The sequence below is a fragment of the Halolactibacillus miurensis genome, assembly GCF_900116255.1.
Taxonomy (GTDB): domain Bacteria; phylum Bacillota; class Bacilli; order Bacillales; family Amphibacillaceae; genus Halolactibacillus; species Halolactibacillus miurensis.
The window spans coordinates 1-22,923 of record NZ_FPAI01000021.1 but is presented as its reverse complement, the minus strand read 5'-3'; the positions used below and the strand labels follow the sequence as shown (position 1 = coordinate 22,923).

25 protein-coding genes and 1 pseudogene are annotated in these 22,923 nt (G+C 33.4%); 15 read left to right on the top strand and 11 right to left on the bottom strand.

All coding sequences use genetic code 11. The features are described from left to right. Nucleotides 1-3 precede the first annotated feature (3 nt). The 5 genes from BM390_RS11645 to BM390_RS11620 form a co-directional block, all read right to left on the bottom strand. On the bottom strand, nt 4-390 hold the full coding sequence (locus tag BM390_RS11645; protein WP_089854947.1) for a pXO2-26 family protein: 387 nt from the start codon (nt 388-390) through the stop codon (nt 4-6). 217 nt (nt 391-607) lie between these two features. After that, nucleotides 608-1,039 carry a hypothetical protein gene (locus tag BM390_RS11635; protein ID WP_089854941.1) on the bottom strand — a complete coding sequence of 144 codons (432 nt, stop codon included), beginning with the start codon at nt 1,037-1,039 and terminating at the stop codon, nt 608-610. Between the two features lie 66 nt (nt 1,040-1,105). Continuing rightward, entirely contained in the window at nt 1,106-4,123 is a 3,018-nt protein-coding gene (locus BM390_RS11630; protein ID WP_143103179.1) for a thioester domain-containing protein, read from the bottom strand. 163 nt (nt 4,124-4,286) lie between these two features. Beyond that, on the bottom strand, nt 4,287-5,018 hold the full coding sequence (locus tag BM390_RS11625; RefSeq protein WP_089854935.1) for a hypothetical protein: 732 nt from the start codon (nt 5,016-5,018) through the stop codon (nt 4,287-4,289). Between the two features lie 474 nt (nt 5,019-5,492). Further along, on the bottom strand, nt 5,493-5,744 hold the full coding sequence (locus BM390_RS11620; RefSeq protein ID WP_062323053.1) for a hypothetical protein: 252 nt from the start codon (nt 5,742-5,744) through the stop codon (nt 5,493-5,495). A gap of 170 nt (nt 5,745-5,914) precedes the next feature. Between BM390_RS11620 and BM390_RS11615 the strand changes: the two genes are divergently transcribed. Both BM390_RS11615 and BM390_RS11610 read left to right on the top strand, forming a co-directional pair. Beyond that, a complete protein-coding gene (locus BM390_RS11615) occupies nt 5,915-6,196 on the top strand; it encodes a helix-turn-helix transcriptional regulator (RefSeq protein ID WP_177220719.1) in 282 nt (93 codons plus the stop codon). Between the two features lie 306 nt (nt 6,197-6,502). After that, complete coding sequence (locus BM390_RS11610) at nt 6,503-6,934, top strand: helix-turn-helix domain-containing protein (protein ID WP_089854929.1); 432 nt, start codon at nt 6,503-6,505, stop codon at nt 6,932-6,934. A gap of 425 nt (nt 6,935-7,359) precedes the next feature. On the opposite strand, the gene BM390_RS11605 is transcribed toward BM390_RS11610, so the two are convergent. Next, complete coding sequence (locus BM390_RS11605; protein ID WP_089854926.1) at nt 7,360-8,517, bottom strand: hypothetical protein; 1,158 nt, start codon at nt 8,515-8,517, stop codon at nt 7,360-7,362. A gap of 637 nt (nt 8,518-9,154) precedes the next feature. Between BM390_RS11605 and BM390_RS11600 the strand changes: the two genes are divergently transcribed. From BM390_RS11600 to BM390_RS11590, 4 genes are all read left to right on the top strand, one after another. Beyond that, nucleotides 9,155-10,207 (top strand): ParM/StbA family protein, encoded by a 1,053-nt coding sequence (locus BM390_RS11600; RefSeq protein ID WP_089854923.1) that lies wholly within the window; start codon nt 9,155-9,157, stop codon nt 10,205-10,207. Between the two features lie 10 nt (nt 10,208-10,217). Then, nucleotides 10,218-10,481, top strand: a complete 264-nt coding sequence (locus tag BM390_RS11595) for a hypothetical protein (protein ID WP_062323061.1) — start codon at nt 10,218-10,220, stop codon at nt 10,479-10,481. Between the two features lie 19 nt (nt 10,482-10,500). Next, nucleotides 10,501-10,671 carry an antitoxin VbhA family protein gene (locus BM390_RS15530; RefSeq protein ID WP_156321419.1) on the top strand — a complete coding sequence of 57 codons (171 nt, stop codon included), beginning with the start codon at nt 10,501-10,503 and terminating at the stop codon, nt 10,669-10,671. Nucleotides 10,672-10,808: 137 nt separating this feature from the next. After that, nucleotides 10,809-11,468, top strand: coding sequence for a DUF5710 domain-containing protein (locus BM390_RS11590; protein WP_089854920.1), 660 nt, complete (start codon nt 10,809-10,811; stop codon nt 11,466-11,468). Between the two features lie 68 nt (nt 11,469-11,536). Here the strand turns inward: BM390_RS11590 and BM390_RS11585 are convergent, their stop codons facing one another. Then, on the bottom strand, nt 11,537-11,794 hold the full coding sequence (locus BM390_RS11585; protein WP_089854917.1) for a hypothetical protein: 258 nt from the start codon (nt 11,792-11,794) through the stop codon (nt 11,537-11,539). Next, nucleotides 11,794-12,015: a hypothetical protein gene (locus BM390_RS11580; protein ID WP_062323067.1), complete on the bottom strand. Its 222-nt coding sequence runs from the start codon at nt 12,013-12,015 to the stop codon at nt 11,794-11,796. Before BM390_RS11580 ends, BM390_RS11585 begins: the two co-directional genes overlap by 1 nt. Before the next feature lie 244 nt (nt 12,016-12,259). Here BM390_RS11580 and mobQ point away from each other — a divergent pair, with 244 nt between their 5' ends. The 9 genes and pseudogenes from mobQ to BM390_RS11535 all read left to right on the top strand — a co-directional run bounded on the left by mobQ (nt 12,260) and on the right by BM390_RS11535 (nt 20,704). Beyond that, nucleotides 12,260-14,308 carry a MobQ family relaxase gene (gene mobQ, locus BM390_RS11575; protein ID WP_089854914.1) on the top strand — a complete coding sequence of 683 codons (2,049 nt, stop codon included), beginning with the start codon at nt 12,260-12,262 and terminating at the stop codon, nt 14,306-14,308. An 18-nt stretch (nt 14,309-14,326) separates the two neighbouring features. Further along, nucleotides 14,327-15,820 (top strand): ArdC family protein, encoded by a 1,494-nt coding sequence (locus tag BM390_RS11570; RefSeq protein ID WP_089854911.1) that lies wholly within the window; start codon nt 14,327-14,329, stop codon nt 15,818-15,820. Between the two features lie 2 nt (nt 15,821-15,822). Continuing rightward, a complete protein-coding gene (locus tag BM390_RS11565) occupies nt 15,823-16,548 on the top strand; it encodes a Fic family protein (RefSeq protein WP_089854908.1) in 726 nt (241 codons plus the stop codon). A gap of 138 nt (nt 16,549-16,686) precedes the next feature. Continuing rightward, nucleotides 16,687-17,853: an ImmA/IrrE family metallo-endopeptidase gene (locus BM390_RS11560; RefSeq protein WP_089854905.1), complete on the top strand. Its 1,167-nt coding sequence runs from the start codon at nt 16,687-16,689 to the stop codon at nt 17,851-17,853. Beyond that, nucleotides 17,850-18,386, top strand: coding sequence for a DUF4411 family protein (locus tag BM390_RS11555; protein WP_089854902.1), 537 nt, complete (start codon nt 17,850-17,852; stop codon nt 18,384-18,386). The genes BM390_RS11560 and BM390_RS11555 overlap by 4 nt, the downstream gene beginning before the upstream one ends. A gap of 63 nt (nt 18,387-18,449) precedes the next feature. After that, entirely contained in the window at nt 18,450-18,638 is a 189-nt protein-coding gene (locus tag BM390_RS11550; RefSeq protein ID WP_089854899.1) for a hypothetical protein, read from the top strand. A gap of 118 nt (nt 18,639-18,756) precedes the next feature. After that, nucleotides 18,757-18,981 carry a hypothetical protein gene (locus BM390_RS11545; protein WP_089854896.1) on the top strand — a complete coding sequence of 75 codons (225 nt, stop codon included), beginning with the start codon at nt 18,757-18,759 and terminating at the stop codon, nt 18,979-18,981. Between the two features lie 10 nt (nt 18,982-18,991). Further along, nucleotides 18,992-19,651: pseudogene (locus BM390_RS11540) on the top strand (DUF6710 family protein); the annotation flags it as partial. A gap of 522 nt (nt 19,652-20,173) precedes the next feature. Further along, the gene (locus tag BM390_RS11535) at nt 20,174-20,704 is read left to right on the top strand and encodes a hypothetical protein (RefSeq protein WP_089854893.1); all 531 of its coding nucleotides are present in this window, start codon (nt 20,174-20,176) and stop codon (nt 20,702-20,704) included. Nucleotides 20,705-20,827: 123 nt separating this feature from the next. Here BM390_RS11535 and BM390_RS11530 read toward each other — a convergent pair whose 3' ends face one another. The 3 genes from BM390_RS11530 to BM390_RS11520 all read right to left on the bottom strand — a co-directional run. After that, nucleotides 20,828-21,307, bottom strand: coding sequence for a DUF2538 family protein (locus BM390_RS11530; RefSeq protein ID WP_089854890.1), 480 nt, complete (start codon nt 21,305-21,307; stop codon nt 20,828-20,830). 28 nt (nt 21,308-21,335) lie between these two features. Continuing rightward, entirely contained in the window at nt 21,336-21,923 is a 588-nt protein-coding gene (locus BM390_RS11525; protein WP_062323844.1) for a recombinase family protein, read from the bottom strand. A gap of 505 nt (nt 21,924-22,428) precedes the next feature. After that, nucleotides 22,429-22,923: RNA-guided endonuclease TnpB family protein (locus BM390_RS11520; RefSeq protein ID WP_143103178.1), on the bottom strand; the 495-nt coding region annotated here is incomplete at its 5' end.

Sequence of the window (22,923 nt, the reverse complement as noted above, 5' to 3'; positions counted from 1 at the left end):
CAATCACTCCAATTCATAGAAATTTTGTCTTAAAAATGTAGTATACTCTTGTCCGTCTTGACTGCTAACAATGATTTTCACAGCTTTAATATCACCGTTATCCTGAAAATAATCATACGATATATTACTGATATCAATATCAACATTCATGTTAGATGCGAACGTTTTTTCAAACTGTTCTTCAAATTGATTGGTTGATATAAATACCGCATCACTTGTCGTCCGTGCACTGTTGTCCAATCCTTGCATTGTGGACACTTGCCCAGATGTTACCATAGCCGACACAACTGCATCATGATTGATTCCTTCCCGTTGTGCTGTGAACAAAAGCATTAGCGCCACCATCGCTATATAAAATAAACCAACCATAGAGATAGAATCTTTAATCAACGTTGATTTCCTCCCTTTATAAAGTAATACCTAAATTACCCTCAATAATTAATGAAAAGTGTATAACAATAATATTATTAAGAAGGATAGCGCTATTAATATTATAAATAATGTATATTTTGCTCTTTCTTTTTCCATTTCTGATTGTATAGCTTTAGCGTACAACCAAACAGCAGGGACAAGGCCAACTAAAGGTAATAGAAATAGGATAATATAGTTATTTTCGATTAAATTCATTATTAACTCCTTTCAGAAGACGCCCATTCTTTTCAGTGAGATATATCTCAAGTTGATTAAAAATGGTCCTATTATCATTTTCATAAGTTGAACCAATTAAAAAATCAGCGATTTTTTGTTCTTGAGAAAAAGTTATATTTACAATAAAAACTGTTTCATCAAATACTGTGTGAGAGTAAGTATATGTCCAATCTGTTTCTAAGAAGATAGGAATAACATATGTTTTCAACTCTGTATAAATAAAATCCCAATTCACACTTGAATGATCACCTAATCCAAACGAATAATGGAGAAAGGATGAATCAATATTTAAAAGATTCTCTAAGAAATTTTTTTGAGACTTATCTAGCATATTTGTTTCATCGATATTGTTCTTAAGTTCATTAATATTTATTGATTTTGCTACTAACAAAATGCACATCTCCTTTCAAAAATGCAAAAAGGACAAGACTTTTAAATCATCTTGTCCTTACTCTGCTTACTTTTCTAACCAGGAATAAAATGCTTCTACTTCTTCATCTGTCCAATTGTTGGGTACGCCATTAGGAAAAGGATCATCTTTATTGATTGGTTCAAAATGAATGGCATCTTTATCTTTTGTTGGTGAATCCATGTGCAAATACATATGACCAACAACATCTAACGTATAATCAATGTTTACGGCAATTTGATTTATACCTATTTTTTCATCTGATGCGACATTAAAATCATATTTCCCGACATATCCCCAAATCGGAAGATAAAACTTACGATCTCCTGATATAATCTCTTTTTCAATTCTCGAATCATTGGCAGCCACTTGTTGATCTGTAAATAAGTGACCTGTCATACGTTCAACGTTCATGTGTTGTAGTTCAAATAGTTGTTTAGAGCTTGTTTTATCTGTGCTAGTGACATTGTTCGTTAATTCTAATGGAACAGTTGCTATGCTGCCATTTGTATCGTATTCGACGTAGGTATCATCGACAATATCCATCGGGGCAAACATATTAAAGGAAAAATCAGTACCACCATTGCCTAAATCATTTTCATATGACATATCGATTGGCATTTCAAATCCATATCCTGTTCGGATCGGGTCTAGTTCAGCAATTGGAATATCTAATGTTTCGTAGAAGACTTTCATCATGTTTCCAACTTCTCTTTCAGTCATAACAACGCCTTGATAAGATAGGTGATCATCTGTAGCTGCATTAACTTGTATCGTGCGCTCTGATGATGTATAACCGTCTGTAGTTATTTCACCTTGACCGTTAATGACATCCCAATTATGAGTGTCATAACCTTCAAATTTAACGGTATATGGCTTGTTTTCATTCTTGTTAAGAACATTTGATGGAATAGTGAATGACACATCATACGGCAAATTCTTTGCAACATATGTTTTTGAATCAATCTTTGTTGATCCTTGATATAGTGCGACTGTGATGGACTTAGTTGAATCAGTCATATCAGGAACAGCAACTTGATAATTATTCACTTTACTTAGCTTCACTTTCACTGGCAGTCCCTTGCTACTAGGTGCCGTATATATTTGAATTTTTTCCAAACCCACTTTAGCTAACGGCAAATCATAGTGATAGGTCATCGTTACATCACTCGTTCCAATCGTACCACTTTCTGAGCTACCACTATGTTTGACATATCGATACGTATAATTATTGTTTTTGATTGTCGCTGGGCTTTCTGAATAAGTGTTTCCCTGTACTAAATCATAACTTTTAGCATCCTTAATCACATCACCATTTCTAATGTCCTTATAATTGACCGTGACATTTCGTCTTAATCGGTAATAAAAGGTATGTGATTTATCGCTATATCCTAATTGACCTGAAAAAATATTGTTGTTTTCTCTTACATAGACTAAACTATTTTTCGTAAATGTGTCAGGTTGATCATAACTGTAATCATGACCAACTTTTTCAGTTGATTCATCCTTCTTAAATACATCATAATTTGCGTATCTGTTTTTCCATGTAACAGCAATATCATGATGCGGATAGTAATTAACCTTAATTGTTTTATTTCCACGTCCCATCGTCCCACTGATTGTTTTATCAGTGTCACTAAATTTATAAAGTGTATCATTGTTACCAAAAACAAAACTATCTACAACCGTTTTACTGTAATTTTCTCCGGCTTCATACGTCCATTCACCAAGAGACTTAATATATTTTCCATTATGCTCGTTGTAGTAGTTGATTTTTAAAGTGTGTTCTGAATTGTACCAAAAAGTCTTCGTGAAATTTTTATTTGGCACTGTGCCTTCGCTACACCAAGTTTTCTTTATCATCGGGTAACCTTGATAACTTAATTCATTCGGCCCGCATGCGCGATAAGTTGAGCCAATCGTAACCGTGGATGTGGTACTATCAATCGTATTACCTGTAAATTCATCCTTGTAAATCTTCGTCATGGTAACTGTTTGTGCTTTGAACGGTACACTGAAACTTGTTGTGTTTGCAGGGTCTTTATATGCCCTGGCTGTAATTAAATCTTGATAACCGCCCGATTTTGGTTTTGTTAGAAAAGGTTGATATGTTTCCATTGAACCTGCTAGATTCCCTGAACTATAAGATTTGTCATAAGACAAGGAAGCTTCTAAATGAAACTTCTGATTACCCTTGATTGTCGCCGAACCAGTAAAGGATTTATTAGTAGATTCGTTGACTAGCGTCACGCCGGATGGCAAATTAATTGTAATACTGTTGCTATTATCTGATTGAAAGGTAGTCGATTGAGAAACTTGCTTTCCGTTCTTTACACTAACTGAAAGATTAGTGTCGGATAAACTAACATCCGTATCCGGTACTGAACCATTGTTTACTTTGTCCATCAAATTTTTATACCCTTGATAGTTTCTACCTGAAGTAGTACCAGAATAAATGGTTGATAAAACTAAGGATGTCACAACGATACCTTCATTTCGACTAGAAAAGAGGTTGCCAGGTCCTCCCCAACCATAGTATAACGCTTTTTGAATCTTCTCGTTATCATATGGTTTTAAAGAGTTAAATGGTGTGCCTGTGGGTGGAGATGAGTCTTCATGTTCTGCGCAAAAAGCCTGCCGTCCATCAATGGTAAAATCGCCAACAGTTGAATAGCTATAAGAAACAGATCCGTTGTAGCGAATGTTTGGCACCGCATCTGATGCTTGAACAAGCGTAGGGGATATCCAATTAGCAATTGCCAAAAAGAAATCGGAAAGTAAACCGGCACTCTCTTTTTTGGTTACTAATTTTTGCTTCACCCCCTCTTGCATCAAACGATCTAGAGTTACTGGAACTTCTTCACTGCTGCCACCGACGTAAAGAGGTTCACCGTTATACAACACTTCTCCCTTCTCATTAACAGCTAATGACTGTGTATCTAATTCTTCTTCGGTCACTTCAAGTAATTCATCATCAGAAATGAACCCATCGCCATTCTGATCAACTGGTGTCTCTTTATTGTCAGCATCCGCAAACACGGCTAACGGCGAAATAATAACCTGCAAACACAGAAGAATGGTTATCCATAAAGCTACTAATCGTTCTTTTCGTGTTTTCACTAATATAATTCTCCTCTCTAAATTTTCATCAAACAAAAAAGTCTACAGACATAGGGTTGCCCCAATATCTCTAGACTTGATTTATAATAACTAGTTACTATATTAAGATTTAATCCCAATCAGACGGAACCGTAAAAGTCCACTCTTCATAAGTTCTTCCTGAGTTACCAGTACCACCATGGTTTTTTATTTCACCTTCGCCTGTTTTCCTAGCATCTGTTGGTGATGAATATTCTTTGGTTGTTGATTCTTCAGGTGTTGGTTCCTTGGGTGTTGTTGTCGATTCTTTAGATGCAGTTGTTTCTTTTGTGTCAGGCGTTTTACTGCTTGTACCTGATTGCGTACTCTTTTTCTTTGTTGTTGTGTTCGTGTTGCTGCTTGTTTTTGATTGAGTAACGGTTGATGATGCAACGCTTGTGTCCGTTTGTACTGCTTCTTTCTTAACTTGTGCATCTTGTTCAGCTTGCTTTGCTGCCGCTAGTTCCTTTTCCTCTGCAATACGTTTTTGTTCATCCATTGCCTCTTTTTTTTCTGTTAACTCATTAAATTCTATTGTAAATAACTTACGAATGAAGGGAGGAACGTTGTTAATTTTTTCGTTTGCACTATTTAGGGATTCATTATCTAAAAGTTCTTCTGCAATACTAAGTTCTTCTTTTGCTTGATGGATTAACTGTAAGTTATTTTTGTTTGTATTTATTTTTTCTTGAATAATTTCTGTTCTAGCTATGCCTGATACTAAGCTCGCTTGCTTTTGTTCTGACCCTAAAACAGTATGTGTTGTTCCAACAATAACGACTGTTGTAATAGTTAAGAGAGTCGCTGCAAATTTCTTATTCACGTTGATCACCGTCCTTATTTTTAATTATACTGCATTTTCCTTCAATTTACACTTGTTTTCATCTGCTATGATGTACACATTTTCCTCATTACCGTTTACAATAGACTACAGACAATTGTGACAAAATATAAAAAGGTTGATCTTAGTAAGAAAAATAAGATCAACCCTGGATTTTTATTGTTTACGTTGTCGAAAAAAAGGGATCTTTACCAGTCGGTTGCTCCTTCACAGAGCGCTGGTAACTCAATACTCTTTTTCATTTCTGTTGGTTTTTGGCTCATTCCAACAACCTTACACATGTTGTGCTGTTCTTACTTTGCGAAGTCACAAGTGGATTTTAAGCGTCGCCCCCACTAACTAGTTATATGGTATAGAATTCTCGATACGTGACTTTTTCACCGAGTTCCACCTTAATATGTACTTTTCAATGATCAACATGGACAATGTCCACATCATAGCAGATGAAAATTTTTGTTAAGTATGATTTATTATGTGTAGTTCTCGTTGAGGGTTCTTTCTTTTGGCAACAATATTACCATTGGCGTCTTTTACGGTACGAATATCGTAAAAGATATCTTGTATTCGGAAAACTTTGTTAGTATGTATGTCTTTAACCAGTAAACCTGATTTGACTTCGTAGATGTCTTTGCTGAAAGTTCTCACTGTGCCTTTAGGTAAAGATAAAAAATCAAAGCGTAGCATCAACGGTAACTTATTCTTTCTCATATAAGCACCACCTTCTAATTTTTATAACACAAAATGCTAAGATGTCGTAAAATGACAAAGTAACTTTTAAAGTCCCTTTTTGATACAAAACAAGACTTTAAATGTCTGTTTAGTCTATTTTATAACACCTTCTTCTTTTCGTCAACCATTTACACGAAAGGATGGATTTAATGAACAAAATTAAACAGTTACGAATTTTAAAAGATAAACAACAAAAAGAAATTGCTGATTTATTAAATGTGACTCCTAGACAAATTCAAAGATATGAGAAAAGTAATGCTGCTATTTCAGTTGAAAAGGCTTTACAGTTATCTGAAATATTTAACGTCTCTCTTGATTACATGTTCAATAAATCTGACTCTGAAGCACAAACATTATTTAGTTGCCTTGATGATGACGATAAACAATTAATTATTGATGTAATGAAGTCTTTAAGTAAAAAGCAAAAATAAGAACACCTGTTCTTATTTAGATGTTATATCAAGAACATCTGTTTGTAAAGTGGTTTTTCTATTTTTTTTCTTTTGATCTTTTATCACCCTTTAGTATCATAATATTCAACATGTGTACCAATTTTTCTTTATCTTCTACAAAATGAGCCATGAAATACCTTCCTTTGTATCTTGTTTGTTTACTTTCGTGATATAAACGTACCATATTGTATCTTTATGTTCAACTATATTTGTAAATGTTCTTTAATTTGTTACATTTAGACGGTATAGTAAACTTATAGTAAACTTACAAGGGAGGTGTTCCATATGAAAAGAGATTTATTGCCACAACGTTTAGTTCTATTAAGACAAGAAAATAAAATGACACAGGAAGAGCTCGGCAAAATTATCGGTGTATCTAAAGCTGCTATCTCAAAGTATGAAAAAGGACTTGTAAAACCGTCAGTTAGTAGCTTGTGGGATATGGCCGATTTTTTTAATGTATCTGTTGACTATTTGATTGGAAAAAGTGATGCATTTACTGCTAATGTATCTGATCATGCTTATATCAGTGAAGTTGTTGAATTATTTGAGGAAATGCGTGATGAAGAAAAAGAAAAATTATTAATGTTTATAAAAAAACTAAATAATAGTGATTTACTTTTTGAATTGCATAGCGTATTTGATCCACTAAATGATGAGCAAAGAGAAAAAATGATGCGATTACTATTATTTTTACAGAAAAATGAGTTTCATTAATCCGACAATTCTTGTCTAAAGAATCAAATAATTTATATAACAAAACAAGAGTAAATAAAAATTAACAAGAAAGAATAAAGAGATTTTCTAGAGAGCTATAAACCCTTTGAAAACGAGGTCTATAGCTCTTTTTTCTATTGATTGAAATACAGTATTAACAAATTCACATAAGCTAAAATACAGTATTCACTTCTCACATATCTTGAAATACATTTTTATAATTTCAGATGTTTTGAAATACATTTATAATTTTTTGTCTTTTTGTATATATTAGGGAATAGGTGTCTCTACAAGATATTTATTAAAGGAAAAATAGAGCATAGAGAGGATTGTGGAAGTCAGAGAATAAAAAAAGGCATGCAAATAGCCCTTTCTTTTTTTGCGATTTTTTAGAAAGGGTTATATGTTGTTATTTTTTTGAAAACCTAGAGGAATGCAGGATGCTCTTCGTATTGTGTTTGATAGTTTGTCATGATTTCAATACGGTCTTCAGCTGATAGATTACGAGTTTTATAATCTTCCCATGCATTACTACAAAGTTTATTGACAAAGGCTCCAATAGATTTGATATCACGTAATTCTCCATCAAGGTGAAGGGTTTCTAAGGCATCCCCTACTTGTAACAAGACTTGTCTCAACATGTGATGCTTTTTATTTATACAATCAAGGTGAAGCGCAATCTTTGATATGCGCTGCATTGATTTATTGATATCTAAACGATCACGCCACTTTAAAGGAATACTAGCATTTTTAATACGGTTAGCTATTTCCCTTTTTGCGTATGAATAAGTTTCTTTTTCTTTTTGTTTATCGTTTTCTTTAAAACACGCAACGTTCATTGAGCATTCAAATTTATCAATACATACTTGTGCAAATGTTCGTAGTCTATTCGATCTTGATTCTGAAGGCGCTTTTACTTTGGTATCAATCGGTTTAAAAACAAAGACGTTCTTCACGATATCTGTGAATGCACGTACACGCTTAGCCGTTGTTTTTAAAGCTGATTTTAAATAATTCATCGTTCGAGTAGCCGATACGTCTTGAGGTGTTGAAAAACGTTTATTTAGTCCGATTTGTCGAGTAAAGTATTGACTTAACTCTAGTAGGACGAGTGGTGCCGTATGGTAGCGATGTTTAATCAATTGGCCAAAGACCTTTTCCTCAAATAATCGTTGTGGAATTCTGAAATAATTTAAGTTATTTGAATTATTCAGCTCAGTATAATCAACTAATTCATAATACATGCTATTTGATGTATAGACTTCAGTTATGTAATTACGTGCAATTAATGAGTCGAAAGCTTTTTTTGTTGTCTCGTAAACAAGTTCATGATCACGAGCAATATTTGAGATACTTAGTGCTTTACGATCGCTGGTATTTTTGTCATGTGTGAGTGAGTGGATCTGTCCTGTTTCATCTGCATAGCTATGTAGAATCATAAGAACAGAGATTTCCGATGCGGTGATTGGCTGATCTGTCACACTCGCATCTAGGCGGAGCTTATCGAGAGTGTCTTTAAAGAACTTTACGCCGGACACGATGTAGTGTTGAGGGTTGAGATTTGCAGATGTTGTATTTAACATATTTTCCTTCTCCTTTTGATTACACAAAAAGACAATGTTTCCCCCTAAAAAATCATTAGGAAAACATTGTCTCTTCACGTCCGAAAAAGGTTGAAAAGAAAGACAAAAAGACGAGTGATTCTCTTTACTTATTCAATGATATTTAGTATACTTTAAATATCAATTGAATAAATTAAAAAAGATTCTGGTCAGTGTTTTCCCTAGTTGGTGTAGGGTAAACCGTCTCATAGTGCGGCTAACACTATAGAGATGGCTAGGAGTCTTTTTATGTATTATTTATTCGTTAAAACAAGGACGCGGTGTTAGTTGGTGCTAACATGGCGTTTTTGTTTTGCGTTTTTTTTGATACATCTACAATACCACTAAAAAAAAAATTTGGCAAATATATTTTTCAGCGTAGAACGATCTCTTTATAAAGAGATATCATATATTACATTATATATCACAGTATATGTAATGTAATAAAAATAACTTCATTATATATTATAGTATATATTGCTTTATGTATAAAAATCTTTAATATATTACATTATATAATGCAATCTATAAAACTTATCAATATCTATTGCATTATATAATGAAGGGTGTTATAATAAAGTTAGAAATTAAATGAAACTTAAAAAAGGAGCTGGTATGAATGTTAGTGAAAATGAGTTTTGATATTGGAAACGGTTTTGTGAAAGCTGTAAGTAATAATGAGGAAAAAGTTTTCATTGCACCAAGTTCATTTGCGAAGAAAAGTGCGTTAGGCCAATCAAGCATTAGTGACCTTTTTGATAAAGGAACTGATCAGTATAACGTATTTGAATCGTCACTTGATGATGGTACAGAATACATATGGGGAGAAAAATTAAGAGAAGCTATTTCACCAAATAAATTAATTCACACGTATACGCACGAAAACAGATACAATAATAAACGTTTTAAGCTGCTTTGCCAGTTTGTTTTAGCAGAATTAGCATCACAATATGAAGAAGATACATTAGAGGTTGTTCTTGTTACAGGAATGCCATCGGCTGAAATCAAAACAGATTTAGATGCTAAGCTAAAAGAGTTTTTGAAGAAAAAACATTTAGTGAAAAGAAACGGTATAGAAAAAGTTATCAACGTTGTTGATGTACGCTTACTCGAACAACCACTAGGGACCTTGTTAAACAAGTATTTACTTGATGGAAAGATGCATAAAAATCTTACAGACAATACAATCACCGTCATTGATTTTGGATCAGGGACGACGATTATTGATACGTATAAAGGAATGAAACGTATTGATGATCAGTCACGTACGATTTATCAAGGTATGAATGATATCTATAAAGCTGTTCAAAGAAAATTAAGTGCTAAATATAGCTTGAAAACGCTAGATCAACTTCAAATCGAAGAAGGATTTAGGAATGGTTATGTACTAAAAATATCAGAACGTTCGCAATATCCGTTTGAACAAGAAGCAAAAGAAGCTATTGTTGATACGATTGATCAAATTGTATCAGAAATTGATCGTATTGTTGCTGTTAGAGAAAATATTGATGAGTTTGTTGTGACGGGTGGCGGAGCAAATGCTGTCGGTGAATATTTCAAAGATGTATTCGGTGAAGAATCGCTTGATGTTGTTAAGGATTCACAGACGGCCAATGTACATGGTTATGATAAATTCTGTAGCCTACTTGTTAACAATATGCAAAGCAGCTAGGGGGGATCAGATGGCTACAAAAACACAGTTATTTTCTTATGATGATGTAGAACACCAGGAGATACAAGCCTTTTTAAAAAGTATTAAAAGCCGAGAGAAAAGCAAGTATATTCGATTAGCACTGAAGGAGTATATTGATAGACATGGTTTCCCATCATCAGATATGAGAAACGATCCGTCTAAAAGAAAAGAAACAAAAAAGCAACCAACTAATAACAGTAACAATGATTTTAGAGTTGATGCTGATCCGGAATTTCTCAACCTCGGTAAATAAAATAGTGGAGTGAAACAAGATGGATAAAAAGTCATATGATAAAGGTTTAAAATCAGCAAAGGCTAGTTTAACTATGGAAGGACTTGAAGTTTCTGAAAAACAAGAGGTACTTGCCTTTAAATATTTAAACGGAGAGATCACTGAAAAAACTTTTAAAGAAGAAAATATGAAGTTGGCTGCTAAAGTCTGATCAATCTTATTTTTCACGTTCTCAAGTTAGTTTTTACTAAATATTAAATTAAGCCCCTATCAAAGGGGCTTTTTATTTAAAGTACCTTTAAAAAATTACCGGAATTATAAAACAAACATATTAGAGGAGCTGATAGTATGCCACTTATACTGAACGTACCTTATAAAGAAAAAGATACGGCGAAAACTATAGGAGCAAAATGGAATCCCGAACTTAAAAAGTGGATAGCGCCACACAAAGATAGCTATCCGGATTTTCATGAATGGATTTTAAAAAAAGAATGGTTTGATTATATAATATGCGATGTGTTTTACATAATTGAAGGACATAGACAATGCTTTAAGTGTGGGGAAAATACAAAGGTAATTGGTTTTGGGATAGAAAATTATTATTGGTTGGACTTTGATGAAGATGAAGACAATGAAGAAGAATGTGCAATTTATCATTATTACACAGGTGAAATAAATGTGGCTTCTTATATTGATCCGTTACCTGAAAAAGTATTAAAATATATTCAATCGAAATACAACTATAAAATGAGATACTCAAAAACAATTAAGAATTCATATTTAGCAAATTGTTGTGATCATTGTGATGCTCTTCAAGGAGATTACTTTTTATTTAATGAAATGGATAGTCCGTTTTGTATTACTGATAAAGAGACAGCAGAAAAACTTGCTTTATATCGAATAAAATTATCGTATGATTTACCTGTAAGAGCACAACATAGTTGGGGGTCAGGAGATCCTCTTATTAAAGAGTACGGTAGTGTTAAAGAGTTAGACTTTAATCTGTAGTAACTGATAATGACATGATAAATTAAATATGGTGAGGGCCTCCAATAATAGATAATACGATACATATATTATTGGAGGTTTTTTTTGTGTTTATTAAGTTTTTTATGTTTAATATAACTTGAGAATTGCAAGAAAATTTCTTCAACCTCATCTAAGTTGTTATAGCTAATATCAAAGTATTTTTCAGCTAAAGCGCCTATTTGAATCAATCGTCGTGTGCGTTCTTTTCGTGAGAGATGATTATTAATATTTCGTTTAAGTATTTTTTTTTCTGTTTCTAGTTTTTCTATTTGTTTATCAATCTTATCAATTTTATTTGTCACCATTATTCACTCTTTTTGATTGAACTAGGTGTTTGATCCTTATTATTTAATTGTTCAATGATTGAATAGATATCATCAATAGTTCGATCAGATAAATCAAAAGTGGCGATAAATTTCTTTCCGACCTTCTGCTCCATTTTTGCTAGTTCTTCTTTCTTTTTTTTCTTCAATGCATTAATCTGCTCGTCAATACTAGTTAATGTCGATTCTATAGATTTAGACATTATATACCCCCCTCATTGTTTTATATAATCATACACGATTCAAAGAGTATATTCAATATAAAATACCAATATCATTTACAAACCAACAATTTAAGTGATATAATAATCCATAACGAAGTGATTAATGGCGCACTTATACACTCTATCGAGTGAGTGCTAAAACCCATATTGCATTTGGGTTTCCGTCAAGCGTGTGTTAAAATTCGCTTCGCTCATGTTATTTTAGAAAGAAGGTGAACAAAATATGGCTATCTATCATTTTTCTGGTCAAGTAATATCAAAAGTGACAAAAGACAATAAACCGAAAAGTCCATTAGCAGTTGCTGCTTACCGATCAGGTGAAAGATTATTTGATGAAAAAACAGATAAAGAATGGTTTTATAAAAGAGAAGTATCTCCTGATTCATTTATATTAGCTCCTGAACATGCACCTGAATGGGCTACTGATAGACAAAAATTATGGAATGAAGTCAATAAAGTAGAAAAGAATTATAACGCTCAATTTTCTAGAGAATTTAATATTGCATTACCTAGAGAGTTGTCGATAGAAGAACAAAATAATCTAGCAAAAGACTATTGTCAAAAAGCATTTGTAGATAAAGGTATGGTAGCTGATATTGCTGTTCACCGAGATGATGAAAACAATCCTCACTTTCATGTTATGTTAACTATGCGTCCATTTAATAAAGACGGGTCGTGGGGAATAAAGTCTAAAAGACAATACATTTATGATGAAAATGGCGAACATGTTTTAGATGATAAAGGTAAAAAAAAGTTTAATAAAATAAATATGACAGATTGGGATTCAATAAAAACGTTTAATAATTGGCGTAAACAATGGGCGGATACAGCTAATGAATATTTAGAAAAAAACAATATCAACGAACGTATTACTCATCTTTCAAATAAAGCGATTGGAACAGAAAAAATACCAACAATTCATGAGGGGTTTGTTGCACGAAAAATGCAAAAAGAGGGTCGAGAATCTGAACGTGTAAGTTACAATGAAGACGTGAAAAAGTACAATAAAAAAGTTGAATCTATTCAAGCATTTAAAGAAAAGAAACAAGCAATTCAATTTGAAAATAAATTCACTCGAAAATTTACGCCAAAAGAAAAAGCAGTCTTATCACATGCCGCAAAAGAACTTCGATTCTTTGTAAATAGTGAAACACTATCTGAACGAAAAATCCAACTTGAGAAATGGAAAAAATCAGTAACATTCAAGTCTGATTCTGAAGATAAATACAAAGCATTATCACGCATTGAAACTGAAGAAAAAGCCATCGAACAAGCTGAACAAATTTTAGAAAATGAAGCTAATCGATTTATTAAAGATTACTATAAGCACTGGGATGTTGAGAGTTTAGATTACGATGAAAAAGTGAGATTAGTAGATGAAACGCTTAGTCAAAATGATTTCTTAAGTGATGATGAAATTGACCTTCTTCATATGAATATTCAGAGTGAAAAAGTCCAACAAGAACTAAGTAGTATTCTTAAGAATAGATGGACATTTGTTGTTAATGTTGAAAAACATATCGAGCTTGCTGGAAATAAACTTAGACAAATTAACACTGAGTTAGGTATCACAGATGATAACTACATTGAGCGGATTAAATTATTAAAAGACCAATCCAACCCTCGGGTTAATGTACTAAAGGACACTTCGGAAAAGCTTGTTACATTGCATGAGGTTAAAACATTAATGACAGAATTCTACGACATGGAAATCAATCGATTGCAACCGGATATTAATCTGTCATCGTTAACGATTCATGAAAAAGAATTACTTGTTTCAAGTAGCGAATATTATGGTGAATCTGTAGATTTAAATTTAAATGAATTAAGAAAATATTCGACAGAAGATCAAGAAAAAATCATCCAAGTACTCAACCAACCTTATAAAGTGAAAAGAGAAATTATGGCCAATCATTTTGCGGATTTCCAATGGAAAAACCCGATTCATCTTCTATTGTTTAAAGAAGAATGTTTAACAAATCCAGAGCTATCAAAAGAAAGCAAAGTGAACATTCTGAAAATTTCACCTGAACAGGTTGGAGAGAAAAATATTAATCATGCTATTCCGTTATATGAAATGAATGAAACGTTAGAACGTAGAGTTATCAGTCAAGAGATTACTCCACAAATAGCCGTTCAAGGCCTAAGAAGTATGATGCAAGGTATTCTAAGAGATAGAAAGCAAGAAGGCTTTGCTAAGAAACAATTTGAAGAAGATTTAAAACGAAAGAAAAAGAAAACCAGAAAAAGAAGTCAAGGACGATCAATATAATTTTAGGAGCTGGTAACATTGGCGACAAGTGCATTAGATCAAATTGAAGACAAAGTAAGTAAGGATTATCAAGAATTGGTTAATGGTGTGAAAAAGGTTGTAGCAGATCCGGAAGCATATCAAAAATTCTTGGATTTTTACACGAAACTACCGACACGATCTTTTCGAAATCAGATGTTAATCTATTCACAACGAGAAGACGCAACATTTGTCGCAGGATTTAAAGCGTGGAACAAGTTCGGACGCAAGGTGAATAAAGGCGCCAAAGCCATTAAGATTATCGCTCCACGAACAAAGTCGGTGAAAGAGATGAATGAACGAACTGGTAAAGAAGAAAAAACACAGAAGATTGTCGGCTTTCAACGGGTAAATGTTTTTGATGTGAGCGATACAAACGGTGTCCCGTTACCCTTAAATCCGATTATGCCTAAGAATGTGCCAGCTAGTGAGTTTGCAGAAAAGGCGTTTAAACACCTCGTAAATGAGTTTGAAAGGGATTTACCTATAACGTTAAATAAATCGTATGAAGGGGCTAGTAACGGCTTCTATATGCCTTCAGAACACCGCATTGAACTAAATGCACGACCTGAACGAGATATTACGAATCAACAGAAAACGCTCATTCATGAATACGCTCATGCTATTTTCCATAAACCTGAAGGTAAGTATCATGGATATGATAAGAAAACAAAAGAATTGCAAGCTGAGTCCGTAGCTTATATCACATGTAAAAACTTTGGCATGGATACAAGTGATTATTCTTTTCCTTATATAAGAGGTTGGGCAGCAGAACATAGTGAAGACTTATTGTTAGAATATCAAAATGACATCCAAAAAGAGAGTGCAAAAATCATTAAACGCATTGAGGACGTCATAGTTGAGAAAGACATTACATTTGATATTGGTGTTGTTCTCGATGAAAATATGGCACCTGCGATTGAGGGCGAACAAAAAGTAAGTCTCGTTCAATATGGTAATCAGTATGGTATTGTAAAAGGAGATTTCTCACCGAGTGTATTAAATAACCTGGAAGAGATTAAAACAATTGGGCATATATATGATAATAAAGAATTAGCAAAAGCAACATTTGAACAGACGAAAGGCTATTTGCCACTTGATCAAGTGAAGCAAATAGATAAAGAAAAGGGAAATACGCATATCTTTGAAAGAGATATCATTGACCCATTGGATTTGAAAAAGAAAAAAATGTATGCGATTGGCGTAAAGAGTCTAACTAATATTAAACTGGTTTCCAATTTTTCATCGGAATTAGGAAAATTAAAGACACAATTAGCAAAGATTTTAAATGGCCACTCGTTAACGAAAGAGAATCCAGCTCATGATCTAAGTACAAGAGATACCGATCAGGACGGATTAACAGATTTAGAAGAGCTAAAGCTAGGAACGAATCCGTACAGCTCAGATACAGACAACGATGGTATTCCAGATCATCAAGATTCACATCCAAACACACCCAATATACCGATAAAATCAATTGAAAGGACGTTATAATCATGCTGAATAAATTCCAATTAGAAGAGTATTTTCAAGATGTGCTCGTACGTTTAGCCCATCACTCATCAGCAATCGAGGGTAATACGGTAACGTTACCTGATACAGTGTCTATTATTTTACATGATACGTTACCGGGTGGTTATAGTAGACGTGAATTTTTTGAGATAGAAAATCATCGAGATGCTTTTGCTTATGTCATTGACCAGTTACGAGATAAACAACCGTTAAACCTTTCTGTCTTAAAGGATATTCATGAAAAACTTATGGATCGATTACTCGTTGATAAGGGCCAATTCAAAACAAGTGAAAATGCGATTCAAGGGGCTGACTTTCTAACCGCATCCCCCCAGGAAACACCTATCTTAATGCAGCAATGGATTGATAATCTCAATTATCAGTTAGAAGGTACAAGTAAAGATATAGACCTTTTAAGAGTGGTTATGGACTTCCACATTCAATTTGAGCGTATTCATCCATTTTCAGATGGTAACGGAAGAACTGGCCGGATGTTGATGAATTACTCGTTAATGCAGCATGACTTGCCACCATTAATCATTCAAGCAAAGGATAAAGCGACTTATGTTAACTACTTGGCAAAACAAGATATTGATGGCATAACTAAGTTTTCTTATGAGCTGATTTGTGATGAAGCTCAAAGAATGCAACGATTTAATAATAAAGAAAAAGCACAAATAAAAGAGCTTGATGATGAATATGAAAGATAGGGTGTTTTAAATAAATAGTTTTAGGAAATAGTAAGTTAAAAAGCAATAAACTTACTGTATTTTACTATATTCCGCTTTAATAAATAGCTCCAATTTTATTACTATGATAAACTTTGATTGTATGAGGGAGGGAAAAAAATGGCTAAGGGTATTAGTGTTAATCCAAGTGTTATTCGATGGGCAATCCATGCTTCAGGAAAAAGCGTAGAAAATATATCTGAAAAGTTTTCAAAAATACGGGAATGGTCTACAATCGAAAGCAAACTGAGTGTAACCGATTTGAATAAACTAAGTAAGGAGCTACGTATTCCTTTTGGCTATTTTATTCTTGAAACACCACCCAAAGAAGATATTAAATTGTTGAAATATAGAACAATAAATAATTTAGAAAATGAGAACCCAAGCAGAGAATTAGTAGATACTATTAGAAGCATGGAAAAGAGACAAAACTTCATGAAGGAAGTTTTAGTTGAAGATGGTTTTTCACCGCTACCTTTTGTTGGATGTAAGACTTTAGAAGATGATTTTAGAAAAGTCTCTAAAGATATTATTGAGAAGTTGAACTTAGAAAAGGGTTGGAACAAAAAGAATAAAGATACTTTTAATATCTTAAGAGAAGCAGTAAGTAATATAGGTGTTATACTGATGCAAAATGGAATCGCGGGAAATAATACTCATCGATCATTAGATGTTTCTGAATTTAGGGCATTTGTATTGATTGATAAATATGCACCTCTCATTTTTCTAAATTCTAAAGATAGTGAGAACGGTAAAATATTCTCTGTGTGCCATGAATTAGTTCATATATGGTTAGGATTGGACGAGTTGTACAATGATAGATTTAAAAGAGATCAAGAATTTGAAAATGCAGAATTAGAAAGGTTTTGTAATAGAGTGTCAGCAGAAATGTTGCTTCCTTTAGATTTACTAGTAAACATTTTTGATCACAACCTTACCCCATATGAAAATTTAAAGAATATATCAGACAAATTTAATGTTAGTGACTTGGTAGTATGTATTAAGATGAAACAAGAAGAGTTGATATCACCGAAGATTTTTAATGAGTTATACCCCTTGCTATTAGAAGAAATTAATGAAAATATGCTAAAAGAAGAAAAAAAATCAAAGAAGTCTGGTGGAGATTATTATCGTACACAGGGTTCTAGAATGGATATTAACTTTGTGCGATCAGTTGATAGAAGAGCAAAAGAAGGTAAAATATTATACACAGAAGCTTATGAGCTCTTAGGTGCTAAAGGCAACACATACGATAAGTTAGTACGACATATGGAGGGCGGACAATGAAAACATATCTAGTGGATAGTAATAGCTTGATATCACCATATAGAACATTTTATCAATTTGATTTAGTTCCGTCTTTTTGGGGATGGTTTAAACAGACTTATGATCAATCGATATTATTAGTAGACAGGGTTAGAGATGAACTTTGTCATGTTAAAGATAAACACAAACCCAAAGATGAGTTGCAAGTTTGGGTGGAAAACAATTGTTTGGATAAAGGAAAAATAATTCATCCGAATAGTGACGATGATATATTAATAGAATATCAAAATGTATTAAGACATATAGCTAGTTCACCATTTTATACAGAAAAAAGTTTTCATGAATGGGCAGATAATCAAAAAGCTGATCCATGGTTGATAGCAATAGCTAAAGCTAATGACTATACCATTGTCACAATGGAGGAATCAAACCGGAATTTAAATGCAAATAATCCAACAAGTAAAGAACCGAGAATACCAGATGTTTGTAAAGACTTAAATGTAGAGTGCATTAATTTATATGATTTAATGAGAGAAGTAAAATGTACAATATAAAAAGGTCTTTCTATACCTCTTTTAAGTTTCATCAGTACAGAATTAGAAAGGTAGAGTCTTCCAATGAGAGAATATTATTTATATGAAATTGAAGCAAGTGAAAAGCCAATCATGGATCAAGTAGAATGGCAGACAGTAAATAGTTTAACAAGTGATCGCCATAAATCATTAGACGATGAAGTTTTAGGGTATGGTGAAATTGGAAGCAACAAATATGTTGCTTTGTACCGGAAAACAAATAATGAAGTTTAAAACAGACACGCTATCTATCTTAATTTGAAATGGATAGCGTGTCTTCTTTTTTTTACTATGGTAAAATAGAAATACATTATTGGAAATTAATATATATCGAAAAATGGAGGTAGAAAAAATGGCTAAAAAACAACCTGAAGGATTATATCCGGTAAATAAAGAATTTGCTATAAAATTAAATGATAAAACTAAGGGCATTCATACAGGACTTAATCGGTGGGTGAAAAATCAAATAACAAATCCTGATGGGAAAATGCAATATGCTAATGCCAAACAAATATGCGACGAAATAGGGATTGATGTAAGTGAACTTTTAATATTAGATTGTTCAACTTTAAAATAATGAATTTAGTGAGATTTTATCATTTGTTAATCAGTTGAAACGAGAGAAGGCAGAGAATAGAATTAAAGATGTCATTTATTCTTTAGGTAGAGTTCATCAATTTGAGTTGATAAATAATATTATAAAGAAAACGGGGTACCAAATTAATTCGAATAATAGCATTATGGACTTGTTCTTTGATACAAATAAATGCAACTATTATTTTCATAAGCTTTCTGATTCTGGTTATGAAATAGTAAATATACAAGATCGTAGAGATGATAATTCATTTATATCACCTAGTGAAACCCTGGTATTTTCTTTTCCCTGGAATAAACAAAGGATGATTGATGCTTTTAAAGAAATTGGAGAAGCTGTCGGGAATAAATGGGAGCATCAACCAATTAATCATAAAGTGTGCTTGATAAAGCCTTTAAACATTGCTGTGATAGAAAATGGTTATCACTCGTCCTCGATTAATATCATAACTAATGAATCGCCATTTAAGGTAACAAGTTGTTTAGATTTAACGCCAATATATAATGAGATATTTACCGATGGTGTGTATTTTTTTGACAAGAAAAGTTCTACCAAGCTCGCTCCTGTTAGGTCTGTTGAAATGGCCGCTATTTTTGAAATTGGACGAATAATATTAGACGATAGTGAGAAGGCATTAGATATTGATTCTTAAGTTGGGTAGCCTGAAGGTCCAGCAAGTGTCTGTAAGCAGCTAAAGATCAGCTGCGGACAGGCACTAACTGTCTCGCTCTTCCCTAAAATCCTCGATAATCAGAAGAATTAAAGAAACCCCAATCGTTTCTTAATTTCTTCTAGATTCCTGATGATTTATTGACGGATATCCGACAACAAAACCCTTATATACCATAGACCCCTCCGTACGGATAGCAAGCATACGCTTGCTTTTTTTATTGCGTATTTTTCCTTTTGCCCCTGAATCGTAAAACACACCAGGCGAACTAAGGGGCTAGGCGGCAGGGCACCCGAACCTTTCCGCCGATCCCCAAAGTTCTTGAAAAAACCATCAATAAGCTTTCACGACATATCCTCACGATGTTCCGGTATTTCATGGTCATATTGACAATTTTTTATGCTGGTTTTAGATTTCATCATGCAAAAGGGAAAAATACTCCCCTTTTCGGGAACACATTTCGTTTCAGGGGCATGACAAACGAAAAATCAAGGAGGAAAAAGCATGACAAAAACCATTTATTTTCTAGAGAAAGAAGAACAAAATTTCATTCTTAAAACACAAAGCGAGGAAATCATAACAGTGATACAAGCTGATAACGTTGACACCTGTTTAGAAATTTTATTAGAGGAAACAGATGTAGATGTGGAAATCGGTTGTAGAACAAACAAACAGTGTACATTTAAAACAATCTACGGAGATGAAGAGATAGCTATTATTAAATTTTTATTTGACAATATCGGATATGAAAAGCATGAGAATGCGAGCCAGGCTATTAATATTTTTGACAAAGAAAAAATGTTAGGAAATATCATAAATAAATACCAATCGCTAGAGGAACTCTGCGAATCACTTAATAATTGTTTTGATTTATATGATTTAGGATATATTGATTCAGAACAAGAACAGATTATATATAATAAATTATCTGAAGAAAGCGCATTACGTTTATGGGCTATTTATATGCACATTAAAGAAGGCTCTTCTTTAACTTCATACTACTTAACCTATGAAGATTTCTTATCTACCATCTAATTAAAAAGAAGATAGAAAGGCTTTTATTCAAGGTCTTTTCTATCTTCTGAGTGAATATAAGGTGCATTAAATAGTTTAGAAATTGAGACCCTATGATAATCGTTTCCTTCATGAATATGTTCTTTAGTGTAGGGTTATTTTTACACCAGGCATGTTACGGGTAGATTTTCTAATTAAAATGAGCTGAAGAAATACTTTGAATAACTTATCGTCCCATGTGCCTAGGCCATCCATAACCGTGAAATCTTGCTCACGATTATTAAACAAATTTATGCCTACGTCTAATATGATTTTATAGCTTGTAGGTAGTACCGAGTATGCATCACTATAAACAGGTACGCCTTTTTTATCTGTTTTATATTCTATGTCGAATACTTCTATTAACTCGTCACCGTCTTTTTCTGTATAAGAAACATCCTTATAATCATAAATCCATGCGTATGGTGATTCATGAAGTAACGGATCTTCAATACAGCGATTATAAACTTCAGGTAATGCTAAAACATAGGAAAGTACCTGGTACTCAACATCATTCGATGCTCTAAAAACCATTTGTGTAAGATGATTAAAATTTTTTTCGTGACTATTATTGATAAAATACATCAACGTGCCCTCCTTGATAGTATGTTTTTCAATTATATTTATTTATTTCTTGCTTTCTTTTTCGTTTAGCTCTAGTTAGTGTACTTGCGCTAATTCCCGTTAGCTCCTCAACTTGTTTATAGCTATGCGTCTCGAGTAAATCTAGTGCATGATGGATTTGTGCTTTCTTAAACTTTTTCGGTCGCCCTTCTTTATAGTCTGGTCGCTGCTTAGCAATGGCTTTTCCTTCTTGTGTTCGTTCCATAATCATATCCCGTTCAAACTCTGCAAAGCTCATAAAAATATTAAAAATTAGTCGCCCGTTAGGAGTGTTTTCGATTGTTCCAAGGTTTAATATTTTTACAGTTACCCCTTTTTCAAATAATTCTTTAATAATTTTTGTTCCTTCAATAGTTGAGCGAGCAAAGCGATCGAGCTTAGTAACAATTAATGTATCTCCCTGTGATAGAACATTTAATAATTCTTGGAAATTTGGTCGATCTTTGCTTGTTCCAGTATAAACATCCTTGTAGATTTTTTTTGCGCCAGCTTTTGTAACGGCTTCTTCTTGCGCTTGCAAAGATGAACCATGTGCAAATTGACCATTCGTTGACACTCTGCAATATCCATACTCCAAAATATCACCTCACTTTTGACTAAGTGTTTTGACCAAACTCTATATACTGATTCTATCACACTTTAGTTTCATAGTCAAAAATGTTAAGTTATGACTATACAAAAAGGTGTGATGTATATTTTATATTTTAAAAGGGTTTGGTTTAACGCACTTCCGAAAGAAGTCTCCCTCTTCAAGCAACCCGTAAGGGTGGTAAGTGGTAGGAGTAGTTCACTAGCTGATACCATTGAAGATGCCTTTAGGACAAATAAATGGAGAAAATAAAATGAAAGCATATTTTCTTTTTGGAAGTTCATTACTCATCAGTGTCCTTTACATAAGTATTTATACCTTGCTATCTCCACTGACAGATCTTTTCTTCTCCCTTTCGCTTCTTTTCTTAGTAGCTTTTTTTACACTAAATGTAGATAGAAAAAAATCCTTATTTGAACTACTCCACCTTAATTTCTTACGAAATTTGAAGATGGAGATTCCTAAGAAGACCAACCTAACGGTCAGTTATGGATTAGGCTATCCCCGAAGTCCCTTCGGTTAGAAGTCTTATCGCTTCAGCTTCAATATTTTTACTTGCGTTCAGATCTCTATCGTGATGGGTGTGACACGTTGGACATTTCCATTCACGCAAAGCAAGATGCTTAACGTCTTTATTTCGGTAGCCACAGCAAGAACATAGTTGGGTCGAAGGGAAGGTTTTTCCTACTGGCACCACCTGTTTTCCGTACCATTTTGCCTTATATTCAAGCATTGAACGAAATTCTGACCAACTGACTTCGCTAATCGCTCTTGCGAGCTTGTGATTCTTTATCATATTTGACACCTGCAAATCTTCAATACCTATGATGTCGTGATTTTTGACAATATCGGTACTGAGTTTGTGCAGAAAATCCGTACGTGCATGTTTAATCTTTTCGTGAATACGGGCAACTTTCACTTTTTGCTTTTGATAATTTTTTGCTTCGTGCAACGGCTTGCCGTCTTTCTTTGCCTGTTCGTATCTGCG

Coding starts and splice junctions, on each gene's coding strand:
- BM390_RS11620 (WP_062323053.1), bottom strand. CDS start 5,744: ATGAGAAAGAATAAGTTACCGTTGATGCTACGCTTTGATTTTTTATCT.
- BM390_RS11615 (WP_177220719.1), top strand. CDS start 5,915: ATGAACAAAATTAAACAGTTACGAATTTTAAAAGATAAACAACAAAAA.
- BM390_RS11610 (WP_089854929.1), top strand. CDS start 6,503: ATGAAAAGAGATTTATTGCCACAACGTTTAGTTCTATTAAGACAAGAA.
- BM390_RS11605 (WP_089854926.1), bottom strand. CDS start 8,517: ATGTTAAATACAACATCTGCAAATCTCAACCCTCAACACTACATCGTG.
- BM390_RS11600 (WP_089854923.1), top strand. CDS start 9,155: ATGTTAGTGAAAATGAGTTTTGATATTGGAAACGGTTTTGTGAAAGCT.
- BM390_RS11595 (WP_062323061.1), top strand. CDS start 10,218: ATGGCTACAAAAACACAGTTATTTTCTTATGATGATGTAGAACACCAG.
- BM390_RS15530 (WP_156321419.1), top strand. CDS start 10,501: ATGGATAAAAAGTCATATGATAAAGGTTTAAAATCAGCAAAGGCTAGT.
- BM390_RS11590 (WP_089854920.1), top strand. CDS start 10,809: ATGCCACTTATACTGAACGTACCTTATAAAGAAAAAGATACGGCGAAA.
- BM390_RS11585 (WP_089854917.1), bottom strand. CDS start 11,794: ATGGTGACAAATAAAATTGATAAGATTGATAAACAAATAGAAAAACTA.
- BM390_RS11580 (WP_062323067.1), bottom strand. CDS start 12,015: ATGTCTAAATCTATAGAATCGACATTAACTAGTATTGACGAGCAGATT.
- mobQ (WP_089854914.1), top strand. CDS start 12,260: ATGGCTATCTATCATTTTTCTGGTCAAGTAATATCAAAAGTGACAAAA.
- BM390_RS11565 (WP_089854908.1), top strand. CDS start 15,823: ATGCTGAATAAATTCCAATTAGAAGAGTATTTTCAAGATGTGCTCGTA.
- BM390_RS11560 (WP_089854905.1), top strand. CDS start 16,687: ATGGCTAAGGGTATTAGTGTTAATCCAAGTGTTATTCGATGGGCAATC.
- BM390_RS11555 (WP_089854902.1), top strand. CDS start 17,850: ATGAAAACATATCTAGTGGATAGTAATAGCTTGATATCACCATATAGA.
- BM390_RS11550 (WP_089854899.1), top strand. CDS start 18,450: ATGAGAGAATATTATTTATATGAAATTGAAGCAAGTGAAAAGCCAATC.
- BM390_RS11545 (WP_089854896.1), top strand. CDS start 18,757: ATGGCTAAAAAACAACCTGAAGGATTATATCCGGTAAATAAAGAATTT.
- BM390_RS11535 (WP_089854893.1), top strand. CDS start 20,174: ATGACAAAAACCATTTATTTTCTAGAGAAAGAAGAACAAAATTTCATT.
- BM390_RS11530 (WP_089854890.1), bottom strand. CDS start 21,307: ATGTATTTTATCAATAATAGTCACGAAAAAAATTTTAATCATCTTACA.